Here is a 15,977-nt window from a genome sequence, read left to right on the forward strand (position 1 = left end):
CTCCTAGGCGTTGGTCGGGAAGCCGAGGTTGATGCCCCCGTGGCTGGGGTCCTGCCAGCGCGTGGTGACGACCTTGCCACGGGTGAAGAAGTGCACGCCCTCGGTGCCGTGGGCGTGGGTGTCCCCAAACAGCGAATTCTTCCAGCCGCCGAACGAGTAGTACGCCATCGGCACGGGGATCGGCACGTTGATGCCGACCATGCCGACCTGGATCTCGTTCTCGAAGCGGCGGGCGGCGCCGCCGTCGTTCGTGAAGATCGCGGTGCCGTTGCCGTACGGGTTCGCGTTGATCAGGTCCACGCCCTCGTCGTAGGAGGGGACGCGCACGACGGACAGGACCGGGCCGAAGATCTCGTCCGTGTAGATGGACATGTCCGGGGTGACGTCGTCGAACAGCGTGGGGTTGAGGAAGAACCCGTCGCCCTCGGCGTCCGGGGCCGTCTCGCGCCCGTCGAGGACCAGGGTCGCGCCGGCGGCCTCGCCGGCGTCGATGTAGCCGGCGACCTTGTCCCGGTGGGCGGCGGTGACCAGCGGGCCCATGTCGCAGCCGCGGGTGCCGTCCCCGACGCGCAGACCGCGCGTGCGCTCGGCGATCTTGGCGACCAGCTCGTCGGCGACCGAGTCGACGGCGACGACGGCGGAGATCGCCATGCAGCGCTCGCCCGCGGCGCCGAAGCCGGCGTTGACGGCGGCGTCGGCGGCCAGGTCGAGGTCGGCGTCGGGCAGGACCAGCATGTGGTTCTTGGCGCCGCCGAGGGCCTGGACCCGCTTGCCGGACGCGGTGCCGCGCTCGTAGACGTACTTCGCGATCGGGGTGGAGCCGACGAAGGACACGGAGTCCACATCCGGGCTGTCCAGCAGCGCATCGACGGCCTCCTTGTCGCCGTGGACGACGTTGAACACGCCGGCCGGCAGGCCGGCCTCGGCCCACAGCTCGGCCATCCAGTTCGCGGCGGTCGGGTCCTTCTCGCTGGGCTTGAGGACCACGGTGTTGCCGGAGGCGATGGCGACCGGGAAGAACCACATCGGGACCATGGCCGGGAAGTTGAACGGGGAGATGATCGCGGAGACGCCGAGGGGCTGGCGCACGGAGTGCACGTCGACCTTCGTGGACGCGTTCTCCGTGTAGCCGCCCTTGAGCAGGTGCGGGATGCCGCACGCGAACTCGACGACCTCCTGGCCGCGGCTGACCTCGCCGAGCGCGTCGTCGAGGACCTTGCCGTGCTCGGCGGTGATGATCTCGGCGAGCTCGCCCTTGCGGGCGTTGAGCAGCTCGCGGAACGCGAACATGACCTGGGTTCGGCGGGCGATCGAGGTGTCGCGCCAGGCGGGGAACGCGGCGGCGGCCGCCGCGACGGCCTCCTGGACGGTGGCGGCCGGGGCCAGCGCGACGCGGGAGGTGGTCTTGCCGGTGGCCGGGTTGGTGACGTCCGCGAAGCGGGAGCCGGTGCCGGGCTCGACGGGGGCGCCGTTGATCCAGTGGGTCACGGTCTGCATGCGTGGGGTCCTCTCGACGGGGGGTCTAGGCGTCCGGCCGTCCGGCCGCGCCGCTGCTCCCATCGTGGTGCCCCGCGCCACCCTCCGGTAGCGACACCCTGTATCACTTTCGCTCCCCCTGCTTACACTGTGACGGTGACCTCTGCCCCGAGCTCCCCCACCGTCACGGTGGGCGCCCTCCTCGCCCTGCCCGAGGTCGAGGCCGGCGCGCCCGAACTCGTCTCCGGCCTCGCGGGCTTGCACACCCCCGTGCGGTGGGTGCACATCGCCGACTCGGAGCGCGTCGCCCCGCTGCTGGAGGGCGGCGAGCTGGTGCTCAGCACGGGACTGTCCTTCCGCGGCTCCGCGGAGGCCACGGCCCGGTTCCTCGACGACCTCGAGGGCGCGGGCGCGGCCGGCGCCGTCGTCGAGCTGGTGGACGACGACGGCGCCCCGGACGCGGCGGCCCTCGCCGCGCTGCGCGCCGCGGCGGCGGGGCGCGACCTTCCGGTCGCGGCCCTGACCCGCACCGTCCGGTTCGTGCGGATCACCCAGGTGGCGCACCGGATGCTCGTCGGCGAGCAGCTGGCCCGCGTGGAGCGGGCCCGGCGCGTGCACGAGGTCTTCACGCAGCTGAGCCTGGAGTCCGCCACGGAGCGGCACATCGTCGCCGAGGCCGGCCGGATGCTTGCCGCGCCCGTGGTGCTGGAGGACGTCGCCCACCGGGTGCTGGCCTTCCACGCCCCGGGGGCGGACGCCCGCGCGCTGCTGGACGACTGGGCCGGGCGGGCCCGCCGGGTCGGCTACCAGGAGGCGACCGGACGGCGGGACGGCCCGGACGACTGGCTGCAGACGCCGGTCGGCGTGCGGGGCCGGCGGTGGGGGCGGCTCGTGGTCCCGTCGCCGCTGGACGACGACGCCGACGCCGCCCAGGTCCTCGAACGCGCCGGGCAGGCCCTGACGATCGCGCGCATGGCCTCCCGCGACGAGCGCGACCTGCTGCAGCAGGCGCAGGCGGGCCTGCTGCACGAGCTGCGCCCGCCGCACACGCTCACCGAGCCGGAGGCCCTGGCCCGCGCGGCCGCCGTCGGCCTCGAGGCCAGCCCGTTCTACGTCCCCGCCGTGGTGCGGCTCGACCGGCCGGAGGGCGGGGACCCGACGGCGCTGCAGCTGCGCGAGCGGGCCGTGCTCGAGGGGCTCGCGTCCGCGGCGCGCCAGGCGCGGCGGTCCGTGCTGGCCGCGGGACTGCACTCGGGGGCGCTGGGCGTGCTCGTCGGCGTCCCCGCCGTGCAGCTCGCCGACGGGGTGCTGGGCCGGCTGTTCGGCCAGCTCGCGGAGGACGCGGGCGGGGACGATCAGGCGGCGGGGGCTCCGGCGGCGCCGGGTACGGTGCCGGGCCCATCCGACGGCGCGCCTGCGGGCCGGGCCTCGGCGAACGCCGGCGTCCCCTGGACCATCGGGGTCAGCCCGGCGCGTCCCTCGCTGCTGGAGGCGGCGGCCGGCCTGGAGGAGGCCACCCAGGTCGCGGACATCGCGGCGACCCTGGCCGTGCGGCGCCGCCGGTTCCACCGCTTCGCGGACCTGCGCGTGCGCGGGCTGCTGTCCTCGCTGCGGGAGGACCCGCGGGTGCGGGCCTTCGCGCACGCGGAGCTCGGGCCGTTGCTGGAAGCCGGGGACAACGAGGGACTGCGCCTGCTCGAGGCGTTCCTGCGCCACTCCGGGAACAAGGCCTCGCTGGCGCGCGCGGCCCACCTGAGCCGCCCGGCCCTGTACGCCCGGCTGGCCCGGCTGGAAGCGCGGCTCGGGGTCTCGCTCGAGGACGCGGAGTCGCGCACCGCGCTGCACGTGGCCCTGCTGTGGCACCGACTCGGAACCAGCGGAGCGGCGGCCGGCGCGGCGCCCCGCGATGTACGGACCTGACGCGCGCCCGGAGCGGGCCAGCGCACCCCGCGTTCGCACGGACCCGCCGGCGCCATCTCGTGGCACCCCTCGGGGGCCCCGCCTGTCCACGTCCCACGGCGCGCCGCCGTCACCCTCTCCCGCCTACGAGAACACCGTCCGGTGCCACTTCTTGTCGGCCTCGCCCGTGATGTCGACCATCACGTGCTTGACGACCGTGTACTCGTCCAGGGAATACGTGGACATGTCCTTCCCGAACCCGGACTGCTTCAGCCCGCCGTGGGGCATCTCCGAGATGATTGGGATGTGGTCGTTGACCCACACGCAGCCGGAGCGGATCTCGCGCGTCGCCCGGTTGGCGCGGTACAGGTCGCGGGTCCACGCGGAGGCGGCCAGCCCGTACGGGGTGTCGTTGGCCAGGGCGATCGCCTCGTCGTCGGTGTCGAACGGCAGGACCGCCAGGACGGGGCCGAAGACCTCGTCGCGCACGATCTCGCTGTCCGCCGGGGCGTCCGCGACCAGGGTGGGCCGGTAGTAGGCCCCGGCGGCGGGCAGGCCCTCCGGGACGCCGCCCCCGATGACGCGGGCGTAGCCGCGGGCGCGGTCCACCATCCCGGCGACCTTCTCGCGGTGCTCCCGCGAGACCAGCGACCCCATGTCCGTGGCCGGGTCGGAGGTCCGCCCGATCCGCACCCCTTCGTACAGCTCCGCGACGCCCTCGATGAACCGCTCGTAGAGGGAGCGGTGCACGATCGCCCGGGTGGCCGCCGTGCAATCCTGGCCGGCGTTGATCAGGCTGCCGGCGACGGCCCCGCGCACGGCGGCCTCGAGGTCGGCGTCCTCGAACACCACGAACGGAGCCTTGCCGCCCAGCTCCAGGTGCACGCGCTTCGCCGTCGTCGCCGCCGCGTCCAGCACCATCCGGCCGACCGCGGTGGAGCCGGTGAAGGAGAGCATGTCGACGTCGTGGTGGCGCAGCAGGTGCGCGCCGACGGAACGGCCGCCGCCGCAGACGACGTTGACGACGCCGTCGGGCAGGCCCGCCTCCGTGGCGAGCTCGGCGAACAGCAGCGTGGTCAGCGGCGTGTTCTCGGCGGGCTTGAGGACGATCGCGTTGCCCGCGGCGATGGCGGGCAGGATCTTCCACGCGGCCATCTGCAGCGGGTAGTTCCAGGGGGCGATCGAACCGACGACGCCGACGGCCTCGCGGCGGATCGACGAGGTGTGCTCGGGCGAGTACTCCCCCGTGGCCTTGCCCTCGAGGTGCCGGGCCGCGCCGGCGAAGAACGCGATGTTGTCGATGCTGCCCGGTACGTCGAACTCGCGGGCGAGGCGGATCGCCTTGCCGCCCTGCCGGCTCTCGAGGATGGCGAACTCCTCGGCGTGCTCATCGAACAGGGCCGCCATCCGCTGCAGGACGGCGGAGCGTTCCGCGGGGGTGGCCCCGGACCAGCCCGGGAACGCGGCGCGGGCTGCCGCGACGGCATCGTCGACGTCCCGGGTGGAGGCGCCGGCGACGGTGGCGATGAGGTCCCCGTTGGAGGGGTCGCGGACCTCGGTCGGCTCCCCCGCGCCGGGACGCGTGGCACCGTTGATGTAGAGGCCGGCCGCGAACGGCGCGGCCGATTGGAAGGCGCCGCGGACGGGCCCGGGCGCGGTGGTCGTTTCGGTCATGGTCACTCCTAAGACGTCGGACTGAGCAGGCGTCGGTCGCGCTAACGCGCCGCCAGGGCCTTGCGCCGACGGTGGGCCAGCACCTGCCCGGCGACGACGACGGCGAGGGCCACGAGGAACATCGCCGAGCCGACGACGTTCGCCTCGGCCGGGATGCCGCGCGTCGCGGCGACGTACACGAACTTCGGGAACGTCGTGAGGTTGCCCGAGTTGAAGTTGGTGATGATGAAGTCGTCGAAGCTCATCGCGAAGCTCAGCAGCGCCGCGGCCAAGATGCCCGGGGCAAGCAGCGGCAGCGTCACCTTCCAGAACCGGGCGACGGGCCCGGCGTACAGGTCGGCGGCGGCCTCCTCCAGCCGGGGGTCCAGCGAGGACACCCGGGCCCGGACGGTGACGACGACGAACGCCATGCAGAACATCACGTGCGAAATGACCACGCTCCCGAACCCGAGCTCCCACCCGAGGTTGAGGAACTGGGCCAGCAGGGACGCGCCGAGCACGACCTCCGGCGTGGCCAGCGGCAGGATGATCAGCAGGTCCGCGGCGTTGCGGAACCGGAACCGGTAGCGCACCAGGCCCAGCGCCACGCACGTGCCGAGCACGGTGGCGGCCACCGTGGAGACCACGCCGATCTGCAGCGAATTGACCAGGGACGCGCAGACCTCGGGCGCCCCGCACGGATTGGCCCAGTTCTCCAGCGTGAACCCGCGCCACTGCAGGTTATTGCGCCCGGCGTCGTTGAACGAGAAGGCGAAGATGTAGGCGATCGGCACCAACAGGTACACGAAGGCCAGCCCGGCCACGGCGGGGACGATCCAGCGTCCGATGCTGCGTTTCATGCGCGGCCTCCTAGAAGAGTTCCCGGGTGCCGAAGCGCCGGATATACACGATGACGAGGACCAGGATCGCCACCATCAGCACGAAGCTCAGGGCGGACGCGGCGGGGTAGTCCACGACCCGGAAGAACTGCGAATCGATGACCTGGCCGATCATCGTGGTGTCGCGGTTGTTGCCCAGCAGCGCCGCATTGACGTAGTCGCCGGCGGCGGGGATGAAGGTCAGCAGGGTGCCGGCGAAGACGCCCGGGGCGCTCAGCGGCAGGGTGACCTTCAGGAACGTGGTCGCGGGGTTCGCGTAGAGGTCCCCGGATGCCTCGAGCAGGCGCGTGTCCAGCCGCTCCAGGTTGGCGTAGATGGGCAGCGTCATGAACGGCAGGAAGTTGTAGGTCAGGCCGCAGACGACGGCGAAGGCCGTGGCCGTCAGCGTCCCGTCCGGCGGCAGGATCGCGATGGCGCGCAGGACGCCCGCGACCGGCCCCTCGTCGGCGAGGATCTGCTTCCATGCCTGCGTGCGCAGGATGAAGCTGGAGAAGAACGGGGCGATGAGCAGCACCAGCAGGACGCCCTGCACCAGGGGCCGCCCGCGGAGCCGCACGGCGACGAGGTAGGCCATCGGGTAGCCGATCAGCAGCGCGGCCACCGTGGCGATGGCGGCGAACCCGAACGAGCGCAGGAACACGTCCCAGTACGCCCCGAGGACCCGCGCGTAGTTCTCCACCTGGAAGGCGGGGACGAACTGGCCGATCTCCCCGCCCGGTGGCCGCGCGTAGAGCGACATCGCGAGCAGGACCATGACTGGCGCGGCGAAGAACAGCGCCAGGTACGCCATGCCGGGCAGCACGAGCAGCAGGCCCATCCGGCCGCGCTTGCGCTCGGCGGCCTCCTCGACGGCGCTGCGCGGTTCCCGGCCGCCGCCGTCGCCCCGCCTCCGGCGCGGAGGCCGGCCGCGGCCCCCGCCTCCGCGGTCCCCGCCCCCGGGCGCGCCGCCGTCGGGCCCACCGGGCGGGGCGGGATCCGCGTGCTGCAGCTGCGCGGTCATACCGCGTCCACCCCCTCGGTGGCGGCCTCGGCCCCGTCGAGCCCGAACGCGTGGGCAGGGTCCCAGGCGACGCGCACCTGCTCCCCCGGCTCGGCGGGCGCCTGGCCCAGGTTGCGGGAGAAGGTGCCGACGGCGCCGACGCCGGGGACGTCGAGGACGTACTCGGTGGTGGTGCCGGTGAAGGAGGCGTCGCGGACGGTCCCGGTGAGCGTGTCCGCGCCGTCGGGGGCGGGGTCGCCGGGCCGGGTGATGGACATCTTCTCGGGGCGGACTCCCACGAGGACCCGCCCGTCGTGGGCGACGGCGCGGGCCTTGGGCACGACGAGGCGCCTGCCGGCGACGTCCACGCCGAGCGCGTCCCCCAGGTCCTCGGCCACGGTGCCGGGCATGAGGTTGGAACGGCCCAGGAAGTTCGCAACGAACGCGGTGCGCGGCAGGTCGTACAGGTCGCGCGGGGCGCCCATCTGCTCGATGCGGCCCTTGTTCATGACGGCGACCGTGTCCGCCATGGTCATGGCCTCCTCCTGGTCGTGCGTGACGTGCACGAACGTGAGGCCCACCTCCGTCTGGATGGCCTTGAGCTCCATCTGCATCTGCCGGCGGAGCTTCAGGTCCAGGGCGCCGAGCGGCTCGTCCAGCAACAGGACGGACGGGCGGTTGACCAGGGCCCGGGCCAGGGCGACGCGCTGCTGCTGGCCGCCGGAGAGCTGGGCCGGGCGGCGCGCGCCGAGGTGGCCCAGCTCGACCAACTCCAGCGCCCGCTTGGCCCGCTCCAGCGCGTCGGGCGCCTTCTTCCGCTTGAGCCCGAAGGCCACGTTGTCCAAGACGCTCAGGTGCGGGAACAGGGCGTAGGACTGGAAGACGGTGTTCACCGGCCGGCGGTGGCTAGGCAGGGCGGTGACGTCCTCGCCGCCGATCAACAGGGTGCCCTCGGTGGGCTGCTCGAGCCCGGCGACCATCCGCAGCGTCGTCGTCTTGCCGCACCCGGAGGGGCCGAGCAGGGCGAAGAACGTGCCGCTGGGAACGGTGAGCGAGAGGTCGTCGACGGCGGTGAAGTCCGTGAACCGCTTGGTCACGCGGTCCAGGCGGAGGTCCGCGCCGGACCCGGCGGGCGCCGGGGCGGGGGCGGGCAGGGTTTCGGTGCTGCTCATGCGGGGAACCACTCCTCGGGAACGGTGGGGCGGGAACGGCGCGGCCTCACGCGCCGATGGCGGTCTGGAAGCGGCCGTTGAACGCGGTCTCCTCCTCCGCGTCCAGCGCACGGAAGACGTGGGCCTTGGCCAGGTCCTCGTCGGAGGGGAAGATCAGCGGGTTGTCGACGAGGGACGGGTCGATCTTCTCCATGGCCTCGCGCGCGCCGACGACGGGCGAGATGTAGTTGACGTACGCGGCCACCTCGGCGGCGACCTCGGGCTCGTAGTAGTAGTCGATGAGCTTCTCGGCGTTGGTCTTGCGCGGCGAGGCGACGGGGACCATGAGGTTGTCGCTCCAGAGCGTGCCGCCGGCTTCGGGGAGGACGAACTCCCACTGGTCGTCGTTCTCGAAGTTCATCTGCGTGATGTCCCCGCTCCAGACGATGCCGGCCAGGGCGTTGCCGGAGATGAAGTCCTGCTTGTAGGAGTTGCCCTTGACCTGGCGGATCTGACCGCTGGCGATCTGCCGCTCGAGGGTCTCGACGGCGGCGTTGAACTCGCCCTCGCCCCAGTCCCCGGCCAGGTCCACGCCGTCCTGGAGCATGAGCAGGCCCATGGTGTCGCGCATCTCGTCCAGCACCGTGATCCGGCCCTTGAGCTCGGGGTTCCAGAGGTCCTCGACACTGCGCAGGCCCTGCGGGTACTTCTTCTTGTTCCACGCGATGCCGGCGTAGCCGGACTGCCAGGTCGCGGAGTGCTTCCGGCCCGGGTCGAAGTCGACCTCGCGCAGGTTCGGCAGCAGGTTGTCCAGGTTCGGGATGTTCCCGTGGTCCAGCTTCTGGGTGTAGCCCTGCCGGATGAGGCGGGCGGCCATCCAGTCGGTGAGCGTGACGAGGTCCTGGCCGATGTCCTGCCCGGCGGCGAGCTGGCCCTGGACCTTGCCGTAGTAGGTGTCGTTGCCGTCGATGTCCTCGGAGTAGTTGGCCTTGATGCCGGTGCGCTCCGTGAACCGCTCGAGGGTCGGGTACTTCCCGGCGGCGTCGTCGTAGTCCAGGTACAGCGTCCAGTTGGCCCAGTTCACGGTCTTGTCCTCGGCGGAGACGTCCTGGACGTCCGGGGCCGGGGCGGCGGCCGTGCCCGTGCCCCCGGTGCCGCACGCGGACAGCAGCCCGGCCAGGGCCAACCCGCCCGTGCCGGCGAGCATGCGCCGCCGGGTCAGGGTGGTCCGCTGCGCGGTGATGAGCGCGCGCACCGCGGGGTCCGCGGGCAGGGGCCTTTGCTGGGAATTCGGCATGGTCTAGTGCTCCCCTCGGCTGCGCCGGGCCGGGAGTCCCCCGCCCCTGCGCAGTGATCTGCGTCACCGTCGTTGGTGTGGTCAGGATCCTGCCAGCAATCCGCAGGAGGAACAAGGCATCGGCAACGGTTTTTTGTGCGACTTCGCAGAAAGACCCTCGGAACCGTATAAAAACGACTCTTCCGCAACTGATTCTGAAGCTGTAGGGTCGCCGCATCGGGGTGGCCCCACCGCGGCACCCCGGCCCCAACCCGAACTGGAGGTCGATAGATGACCCTTCCCGCATCCGCAGCCGGCCCGTCCATCGACGAGACCGCGAAGGCGATCATCGAGCAGCTGCAGGAAGACGGCCGCCGCTCGTACGCCGCGATCGGCAAGGCGGTCGGCCTGAGCGAGGCCGCGGTGCGGCAACGGGTCCAGAAACTTATCGAGAGCAGGGTCGTGCAGGTCGTCGCCGTGACCGACCCGATGCAGCTGGGCTTCAAGCGCCAGGCGCTGCTGGGGATCAAGTCCTCCGGGGACATCCTGGCCACCGCCGACCGCATCGCCGCGCTGCCGGAGGTCGACTACTGCGTCGCCGTCGCCGGCCCCTCCGACATCATCGCGGAGGTCGTCTGCGCCAACGACGAAGACCTGCTGCGCATCACCACCGAAATCAGAGCCATCGAGGGCGTACGCGAAACAGAGACGTTCATGTACCTCTCGCTGCGCAAACAGGAATACAACTGGGGTACCCGATGACCATTTCCAGCACCACGCCACCGAATCCGACGGCCGCCTCTCCCGCGGCCCCGCCGTCCCGGCCCGCCGCGGCGCCGCCGTCGTCGCCCACCACCGCGGCCGCCGGCACCACGCCGCGCGGCACCGACCGGCAGCAGGCCGCCCGCGACCACCTCTGGATGCACATGGCGCGCCACGCGCCGCTGGCCAACGGCGGAAACGTACCGGTGATCGTGCGGGGCGAGGGGCACCTGCTCTACGACGACGCCGGCCGCAGCTACATCGATGGGCTGGCCGGGCTCTTCGTCGTCAATGCAGGCCACGGCCGTGCCGAGCTCGCCGAGGCCGCCGCCCGGCAGGCGGAGAAGCTCGCGTTCATGCCGCTGTGGTCCTACGCGCACGAGCCGGCGATCGACCTGGCGGAGCGCCTGGCCGGCTACGCGCCGGGCGACCTGAACCGGGTGTTCTTCACGACCGGCGGCGGCGAGGCGGTCGAGTCCGCGTTCAAGCTCGCCAAGCAGTACTTCAAGCTCACGGGCAAGCCGGGCAAAACGAAGGTCATCTCCCGCGCGCTGGCCTACCACGGCACCCCGCAAGGCGCCCTGGCCATCACCAGCCTGCCGGGCATGAAGACCCCGTTCGAGCCGCTCGTCCCGGGCACGTTCCGGGTCCCGAACACAAACTTCTACCGCGCGCCGGAGCCGCTCGCGGACAGCGAGGAGGCGTTCGGGCTCTGGGCGGCGGAGCGGATCCGCGAGGCCATCGAGTTCGAGGGCCCGGAATCCGTCGCGGCGGTCTTCCTGGAGCCGGTCCAGAACTCCGGCGGGTGCTTCCCGCCGCCCCCGGGCTACTTCCAGCGGGTGCGGGAGATCTGCGACGAGTACGACGTGCTGCTGGTCTCCGACGAGGTGATCTGCGCGTTCGGGCGGATCGGGTCGATGTTCGCGTGCCAGGACTTCGGGTACACGCCGGACATCATCACGTGCGCCAAGGGCATCACCTCCGGGTACAGCCCGCTGGGCGCGATGATCGCCTCCGAGCGCCTGTTCGAGCCGTTCGCCCACGGGGACACGACGTTCTACCACGGGTACACGTTCGGCGGGCACCCGGTCTCGGCGGCCGTCGCGATGGCGAACCTGGACATCTTCGAGCGCGAGGGCCTGAACCAGCGTGTCAAGGACAACGCGCCTGCGTTCAAGGCCACGCTCGAGCGGCTCAAGGATCTGCCGATCGTCGGGGACGTGCGCGGCGCCGGGTACTTCTACGGGATCGAACTGGTCAAGGACCAGGCCACGAAGGAGACGTTCAGCGACGACGAGTGCGAGCGCCTGCTGCGCGGGTTCCTCTCCACCGCCCTGTTCGACGCGGGCCTGTACTGCCGCGCCGACGACCGCGGGGAGCCCGTGATCCAGCTGGCCCCGCCGCTGACCATCGGCCAGGGCGAGTTCGACCAGATCGAATCGATCCTGCGCCAGGTCCTCACCGAGGCGCAGAACCACCTGTAGCGGTGGCGACGCGCACGGGCACCCGCCGGCGGCCTCATGCCGGGCTCTCCTTCGACCGGCACGAGGCCGCGGCGGACCCGGCCGCGGTCTCCGCCGCGCTGGCCTCCGCCCGGCGCACGCCGTACTGGCTCGACTGTCCCGACCGGCCGGAGGCGCTGCCGCCGCTTGCCGGACCGACGACGTGCGGCCTGCTCGTGGTCGGCGGCGGCTACACCGGGCTATGGACCGCTCTGCAGGCTAAGGAGGCGGACCCGTCGCGGGACGTGGTCCTGGTCGAGGCAGACCGCGTCGCCTCCGCGGCGTCCGGGCGCAACGGCGGGTTCTGCGAAGCGTCCCTGGTCCACGGGGAGGCGAACGGTGCGCGGCACCTGCCGCGGGAAAACGCGCGCCTCACGGAGCTCGGGCGGCAGAACCTGGCCGCGATGGAGGCCGCGCTGGCCCGGCACGGGATCGACTGTCGGTTCGTCCGCGGCGGCTCCCTGGCGGTCGCCACCGAGCCGCACCAGGTGCCGGGGCTGGCGGCAGCGGACGACGGCGGCGCCGCCCGGTTCCTTGACTCCACCGCCGTGCGGGAGGTCGTGGATTCCCAGGCGTTCCTGGCCGGGCTGCTCGAACCCGGCGACACCGCCCTGGTGGATCCGGCCCGGCTCGCGTGGGGGCTGCGGCGGGCCTGCCTTGCCCTGGGCGTGCGGATCCACGAGCGCACCCCGGCCCTGTCCCTGTCAGGGGGCCGGGACGCCGTCACGGTGCGCACGCCCGCCGGCAGCGTCCGCGCGGACCGCGTGGCCCTGGCGACGAACGCCTTCCCGTCGCTGGTGCGCCGGCACCGCAAGTACACGCTGCCCGTGTACGACTACGCGCTGGTCACCGAGCCGCTCACGCCCGCGCAGCGTGCCGCGGTCGGTTGGGAGGCGCCGGTGGGGGTCGCGGACTCGACCAACCGCTTCCACTACGCCCGGCCGATCGTGGATACGGACGGCGGCTGGCGGATCCTCTACGGCGGGTACGACGCCGTCTACCACTTCGGGCGCAGGCTCTCCCCCGCTCTGGACGCCGACGAGGCCGTGTTCCGCAGGCTGGCCGCCCACTTCCTGGGCACGTTCCCCCAGCTGGAGGGGATCCGGTTCTCCCACGCGTGGGGCGGGGCGATCGACACGTGCTCGCGGTTCTTCGCGTTCTTCGACGTCTCCCACGGCGGGCGGGTCGCCTACTGCGCCGGGTTCACGGGGCTGGGCGTGGGCGCGACCCGGTTCGGGGCGCGCGTCATGCTGGACCTGCTCGACGGCGCGGACACGGAACTGACCCGGCTGGCCATGGTCCGGCGGAAGCCAATCCCCTTCCCGCCCGAGCCGGCCGCCTGGGTGGGCGTGCGGCTCATGGTCGCCGCGCTCGCCCGGGCGGACCGGCGCGGCGGGCGGCGCGGGCCGTTCCTGCGGCTGATGGACGCCCTCGGGATGGGGTTCGACTCGTAGCCCGGGACCGCGGACCCCGCGCGGGTCCGGGGCCCGGGACGCCGCGCTCCGTGACCGATCCGTGATCACGAGGCATTATCCATAACGTTTGGATTGAATCCCTCGTGGACGTGCTACAAACCCTCTAGGCTCACGTCTTGCGGGCGTCGCTGCCCGCGACGCAATCGGGGGAAGCTTGCGGGCCGTCCATGCCCGTGAAGCTGTTGGGGGAAGCGAAACATGACTATCGACTGGCGCGCACTGCGGCCGTCACCACGACGCGCCTTCCACAGTGTCAACGGCCAGTAGGAATTGCCCGTGGGCGGCCAGCGGTTCTGCCCGCTGGTGGCCAGGGAAAGTGCCCACTGGTGGCCGGCTGGTTTGCCCGCGGGACGGGTGGTTGGTGCCGGCCACTGGTGGTGTCTAGGTCAGTGGCATGACTCCCTTTCCGGCCAGGGCCTGGGTGAGTCGGACGGAGTCGCCGGTGGTTTGGCAGACGTGGGCGTGGTGGAGGAGCCGGTCCACGGTGGCGGTGGCCAGGGTCTTGGGCATGAGCTCGTCGAAGCCGGCGGGGTGCAGGTTCGAGGACACGGCCACGGAGCGTTTCTCGTAGGCGGCGTCCACGACCCGGTAGAGGCCCTCGGCGGCGTCGGTGGCCACTGCAAGCAGGCCGATGTCGTCGATCACGACGAGGTCGGCGCGCAGGATCCGGGCCACGGCCTTGGTCACGGTGTCGTCGGCCCGGTGGGCGCGGATGAGCGCGCCGAGGTCCTCGAGGGTGAACCAGGCGACCCGCTTGCCTTCCTCGACGGCCTGTTGGCCCAGGGCCTCGAGGAAGAAGGTCTTGCCGGTGCCGGAGGGTCCGCAGACGACGAGGTTCTCCTTGCGGTGGATCCATTCCAGGGTCCGCAGGGCCTGCTGGGTCGGGGCCGGGATCGAGGAGGCTGTCTCGTCCCAGAGGGCGAAGGTCTTGCCGGTGGGGAACCCGGCGGCCTTGCGCCGGGTGGCGAGCATGGAGCGGGCCCGGCCCGCGGTTTCCTCGGCCAGCAGGGCCTTGACGGTCTCGGCCGGTTCCCAGCGCTGGGCGCGGGCGGTGGCCAGCACCTCGGGGGCGACGGCGCGGGCGTGGGGCATCTTCAGCTGGCGCATCAGCGCCGCGAGGTCCTCGGGCAGGGCCGGGGCGGTGGTGTTCGGGGTGGCGATGCCCATCAGGGGTGCTCCTTCCCGGAGGTGGTGGCGCCCAGGCCCGCCCAGCCGGCGGTGCCCTGGGTCAGGGACGTCCCCTCGTCGGCGGTGCGCAGCCCGGGCCGGTGCCCGGCGGCGGTGAGCAGGGAGGCTAGGTCCCCGTGGGCGAAGCGGTGGTGGACCGCGGCGAGGCCGAGGGCCTTGTCGACCTCGTTGGTCCCGGCGATCTTGGCCAGGGCGACGGCCTCGGCCATCTTGGCGTTGATGCGGTGCGCGCCCGCGGCGGCGGCCTCGAGCAGCCAGGACCTCGCGCCCGCGCCGATGCCCAGGAACTCGGCCTCGGCCTTCGAGCGCGGCACCGGGGTGTGGTCCCCAGGGACCTTGGCCGGGTCGTGGTCGGGGAAGTGGGAGTCGTCGATCGCCGGGGACCCGGGCGCGGCCACCGGATGCCGGGCGACCTCGAGGGCACCGTCGGGGCCGGCGTGGACGATCACGACCCTCGCGTCGGCGCCGGTGCCGTGTTGGCGGATGAAGACCTCGGCGCCGAGCAGGTGGGCCGGGACGGAGTACTGGGCGTTCTCGTAGGAGACCATCGGCGTGTTCGGCGGCACCTTCCGGCCCGTCCCGTAGGCGATCGTGTGCGCGGCGTCGGGGACCCGGTGCAGGGCGGGGGCCTCGTCGGCGAGCATATCCACGGGCCGGCGGCGGGTGGTGCGGTGCTCGCGGGAGTTCACCAGGTCCATGAACGCCTGGCAGGCCGCCTCGAGCTCGGCGAACGAGGCGTAGGAGCCGCGCAGGTTGGTGTCCTTGGGCACGAGGTCGGCCTTGGAGACCTTGACCGCGTTCTCCACCCCGCCCTTCGACGCCGGGTCGGCAGGCTGGCAGGTGAGGACCTCGACCGAGTAGTGCTTCGCGAACGCGACGGTCGCCTCGTTGCGCACCGGCACCCCGGCCACGTGCATCGTGGTCACCGTCTTCTCGTTGTCCGTCAGCACGTACGTCGGGGCCCCGCCGATGATCCTGAAGGTGCGGTCCAGGGCGGCGAAGACGCTCGGGGCGGTCCGGTCGCGCAGCGCGAGCACGATCCGGTACCGCGACCATGCGAGCCAGGCCACGAACAGCACCGTCTTGACCCCGCCGATGACCGGTCCGTCGCCGAAGTCGTACTGCAGCCAGCCGCCGGGCTCGGTGATCCAGGGCCGGTGCACCCGCCGCCTCCCGCGGCGGTAGGCGTCCTTCGCGGTCGCCACGGCACGGCGGGTCGAGCGCTCCGAACCGGCGTAGCCCATCGACACGAGCTTGTCGTGCACGACGTCGGCGCGGATCCGGCCCCGGGACTTGTCGACCCATTCCTCGATCTTCGCGTCCCAGTCGTCGGTGACCTTGGGCCGTTCCGGACCCGCGCCGGGGGCACGGCCGGCATCGCGGGCCCTCACGAGCCGGTCGACGGTGTGGTGGGAGCACCCGTGGATCTCCGCGGTGCTGCGTAGGGACCTGGTGAGGTCGTAGGTGGCAAGAATATTCACGGTTTCTAGGGCATCCTTCATTCAGGGCCTCTTCCTGCTGCGGATTCGATTCGACACCGACATCCAACCGGGAAGAGGCCCCCGCCGTCCTCAGAACACGGCAGGGCTAACGAGCAATGCGGGCAAACCAGCCGGCCACAAATGGGCAGTTTCCGTGGCCATACGCGGGCAGTCCCCGTGGCCGTCAGCGGGCAATTCCCTGGCCACCTACGGGCAGTTTTCCATGGCCGCTAACA

12 protein-coding genes are annotated in these 15,977 nt (G+C 72.3%); 4 read left to right on the forward strand and 8 right to left on the reverse strand.

Going from position 1 to position 15,977, the window contains the following annotated elements:
- Positions 1-3 precede the first annotated feature (3 nt).
- Positions 4-1,497, reverse strand: a complete 1,494-nt coding sequence (locus AC1Q5D_RS06240; protein WP_481737705.1) for a CoA-acylating methylmalonate-semialdehyde dehydrogenase — start codon at positions 1,495-1,497, stop codon at positions 4-6.
- 135 nt (positions 1,498-1,632) lie between these two features.
- Here AC1Q5D_RS06240 and AC1Q5D_RS06245 point away from each other — a divergent pair, with 135 nt between their 5' ends.
- Positions 1,633-3,396: a PucR family transcriptional regulator gene (locus tag AC1Q5D_RS06245; RefSeq protein ID WP_481737706.1), complete on the forward strand. Its 1,764-nt coding sequence runs from the start codon at positions 1,633-1,635 to the stop codon at positions 3,394-3,396.
- 123 nt (positions 3,397-3,519) lie between these two features.
- On the opposite strand, the gene AC1Q5D_RS06250 is transcribed toward AC1Q5D_RS06245, so the two are convergent.
- Genes AC1Q5D_RS06250 through AC1Q5D_RS06270 form a run of 5 tightly spaced genes read right to left on the reverse strand, consistent with a single transcriptional unit; the run spans position 3,520 to position 9,354 of the window.
- Positions 3,520-5,049 carry a gamma-aminobutyraldehyde dehydrogenase gene (locus AC1Q5D_RS06250; RefSeq protein ID WP_481737707.1) on the reverse strand — a complete coding sequence of 510 codons (1,530 nt, stop codon included), beginning with the start codon at positions 5,047-5,049 and terminating at the stop codon, positions 3,520-3,522.
- Between the two features lie 41 nt (positions 5,050-5,090).
- Complete coding sequence (locus AC1Q5D_RS06255) at positions 5,091-5,888, reverse strand: ABC transporter permease (RefSeq protein ID WP_481737708.1); 798 nt, start codon at positions 5,886-5,888, stop codon at positions 5,091-5,093.
- 10 nt (positions 5,889-5,898) lie between these two features.
- The gene (locus AC1Q5D_RS06260) at positions 5,899-6,927 is read right to left on the reverse strand and encodes an ABC transporter permease (RefSeq protein WP_481737709.1); all 1,029 of its coding nucleotides are present in this window, start codon (positions 6,925-6,927) and stop codon (positions 5,899-5,901) included.
- Positions 6,924-8,078: an ABC transporter ATP-binding protein gene (locus tag AC1Q5D_RS06265; protein WP_481737710.1), complete on the reverse strand. Its 1,155-nt coding sequence runs from the start codon at positions 8,076-8,078 to the stop codon at positions 6,924-6,926. The genes AC1Q5D_RS06260 and AC1Q5D_RS06265 overlap by 4 nt, the downstream gene beginning before the upstream one ends.
- A 46-nt stretch (positions 8,079-8,124) precedes the next feature.
- The gene (locus AC1Q5D_RS06270) at positions 8,125-9,354 is read right to left on the reverse strand and encodes an ABC transporter substrate-binding protein (RefSeq protein ID WP_481737711.1); all 1,230 of its coding nucleotides are present in this window, start codon (positions 9,352-9,354) and stop codon (positions 8,125-8,127) included.
- A 270-nt stretch (positions 9,355-9,624) separates the two neighbouring features.
- Here AC1Q5D_RS06270 and AC1Q5D_RS06275 point away from each other — a divergent pair, with 270 nt between their 5' ends.
- Genes AC1Q5D_RS06275 through AC1Q5D_RS06285 form a run of 3 tightly spaced genes read left to right on the forward strand, consistent with a single transcriptional unit; the run spans position 9,625 to position 13,051 of the window.
- Entirely contained in the window at positions 9,625-10,095 is a 471-nt protein-coding gene (locus AC1Q5D_RS06275) for an Lrp/AsnC family transcriptional regulator (RefSeq protein WP_481737712.1), read from the forward strand.
- Complete coding sequence (locus tag AC1Q5D_RS06280; protein WP_481737713.1) at positions 10,092-11,579, forward strand: aspartate aminotransferase family protein; 1,488 nt, start codon at positions 10,092-10,094, stop codon at positions 11,577-11,579. The genes AC1Q5D_RS06275 and AC1Q5D_RS06280 overlap by 4 nt, the downstream gene beginning before the upstream one ends.
- Before the next feature lie 2 nt (positions 11,580-11,581).
- Positions 11,582-13,051 (forward strand): NAD(P)/FAD-dependent oxidoreductase, encoded by a 1,470-nt coding sequence (locus AC1Q5D_RS06285; protein WP_481737714.1) that lies wholly within the window; start codon positions 11,582-11,584, stop codon positions 13,049-13,051.
- Between the two features lie 402 nt (positions 13,052-13,453).
- Here the strand turns inward: AC1Q5D_RS06285 and istB are convergent, their stop codons facing one another.
- Positions 13,454-14,239: an IS21-like element helper ATPase IstB gene (istB, locus tag AC1Q5D_RS06290; RefSeq protein WP_481736795.1), complete on the reverse strand. Its 786-nt coding sequence runs from the start codon at positions 14,237-14,239 to the stop codon at positions 13,454-13,456.
- Positions 14,239-15,762, reverse strand: coding sequence for an IS21 family transposase (gene istA / locus AC1Q5D_RS06295; RefSeq protein ID WP_481736794.1), 1,524 nt, complete (start codon positions 15,760-15,762; stop codon positions 14,239-14,241). Before istA ends, istB begins: the two co-directional genes overlap by 1 nt.
- Between the last annotated feature and the right edge of the window lie 215 nt (positions 15,763-15,977).

Source organism: Arthrobacter paludis (assembly GCF_056782315.1).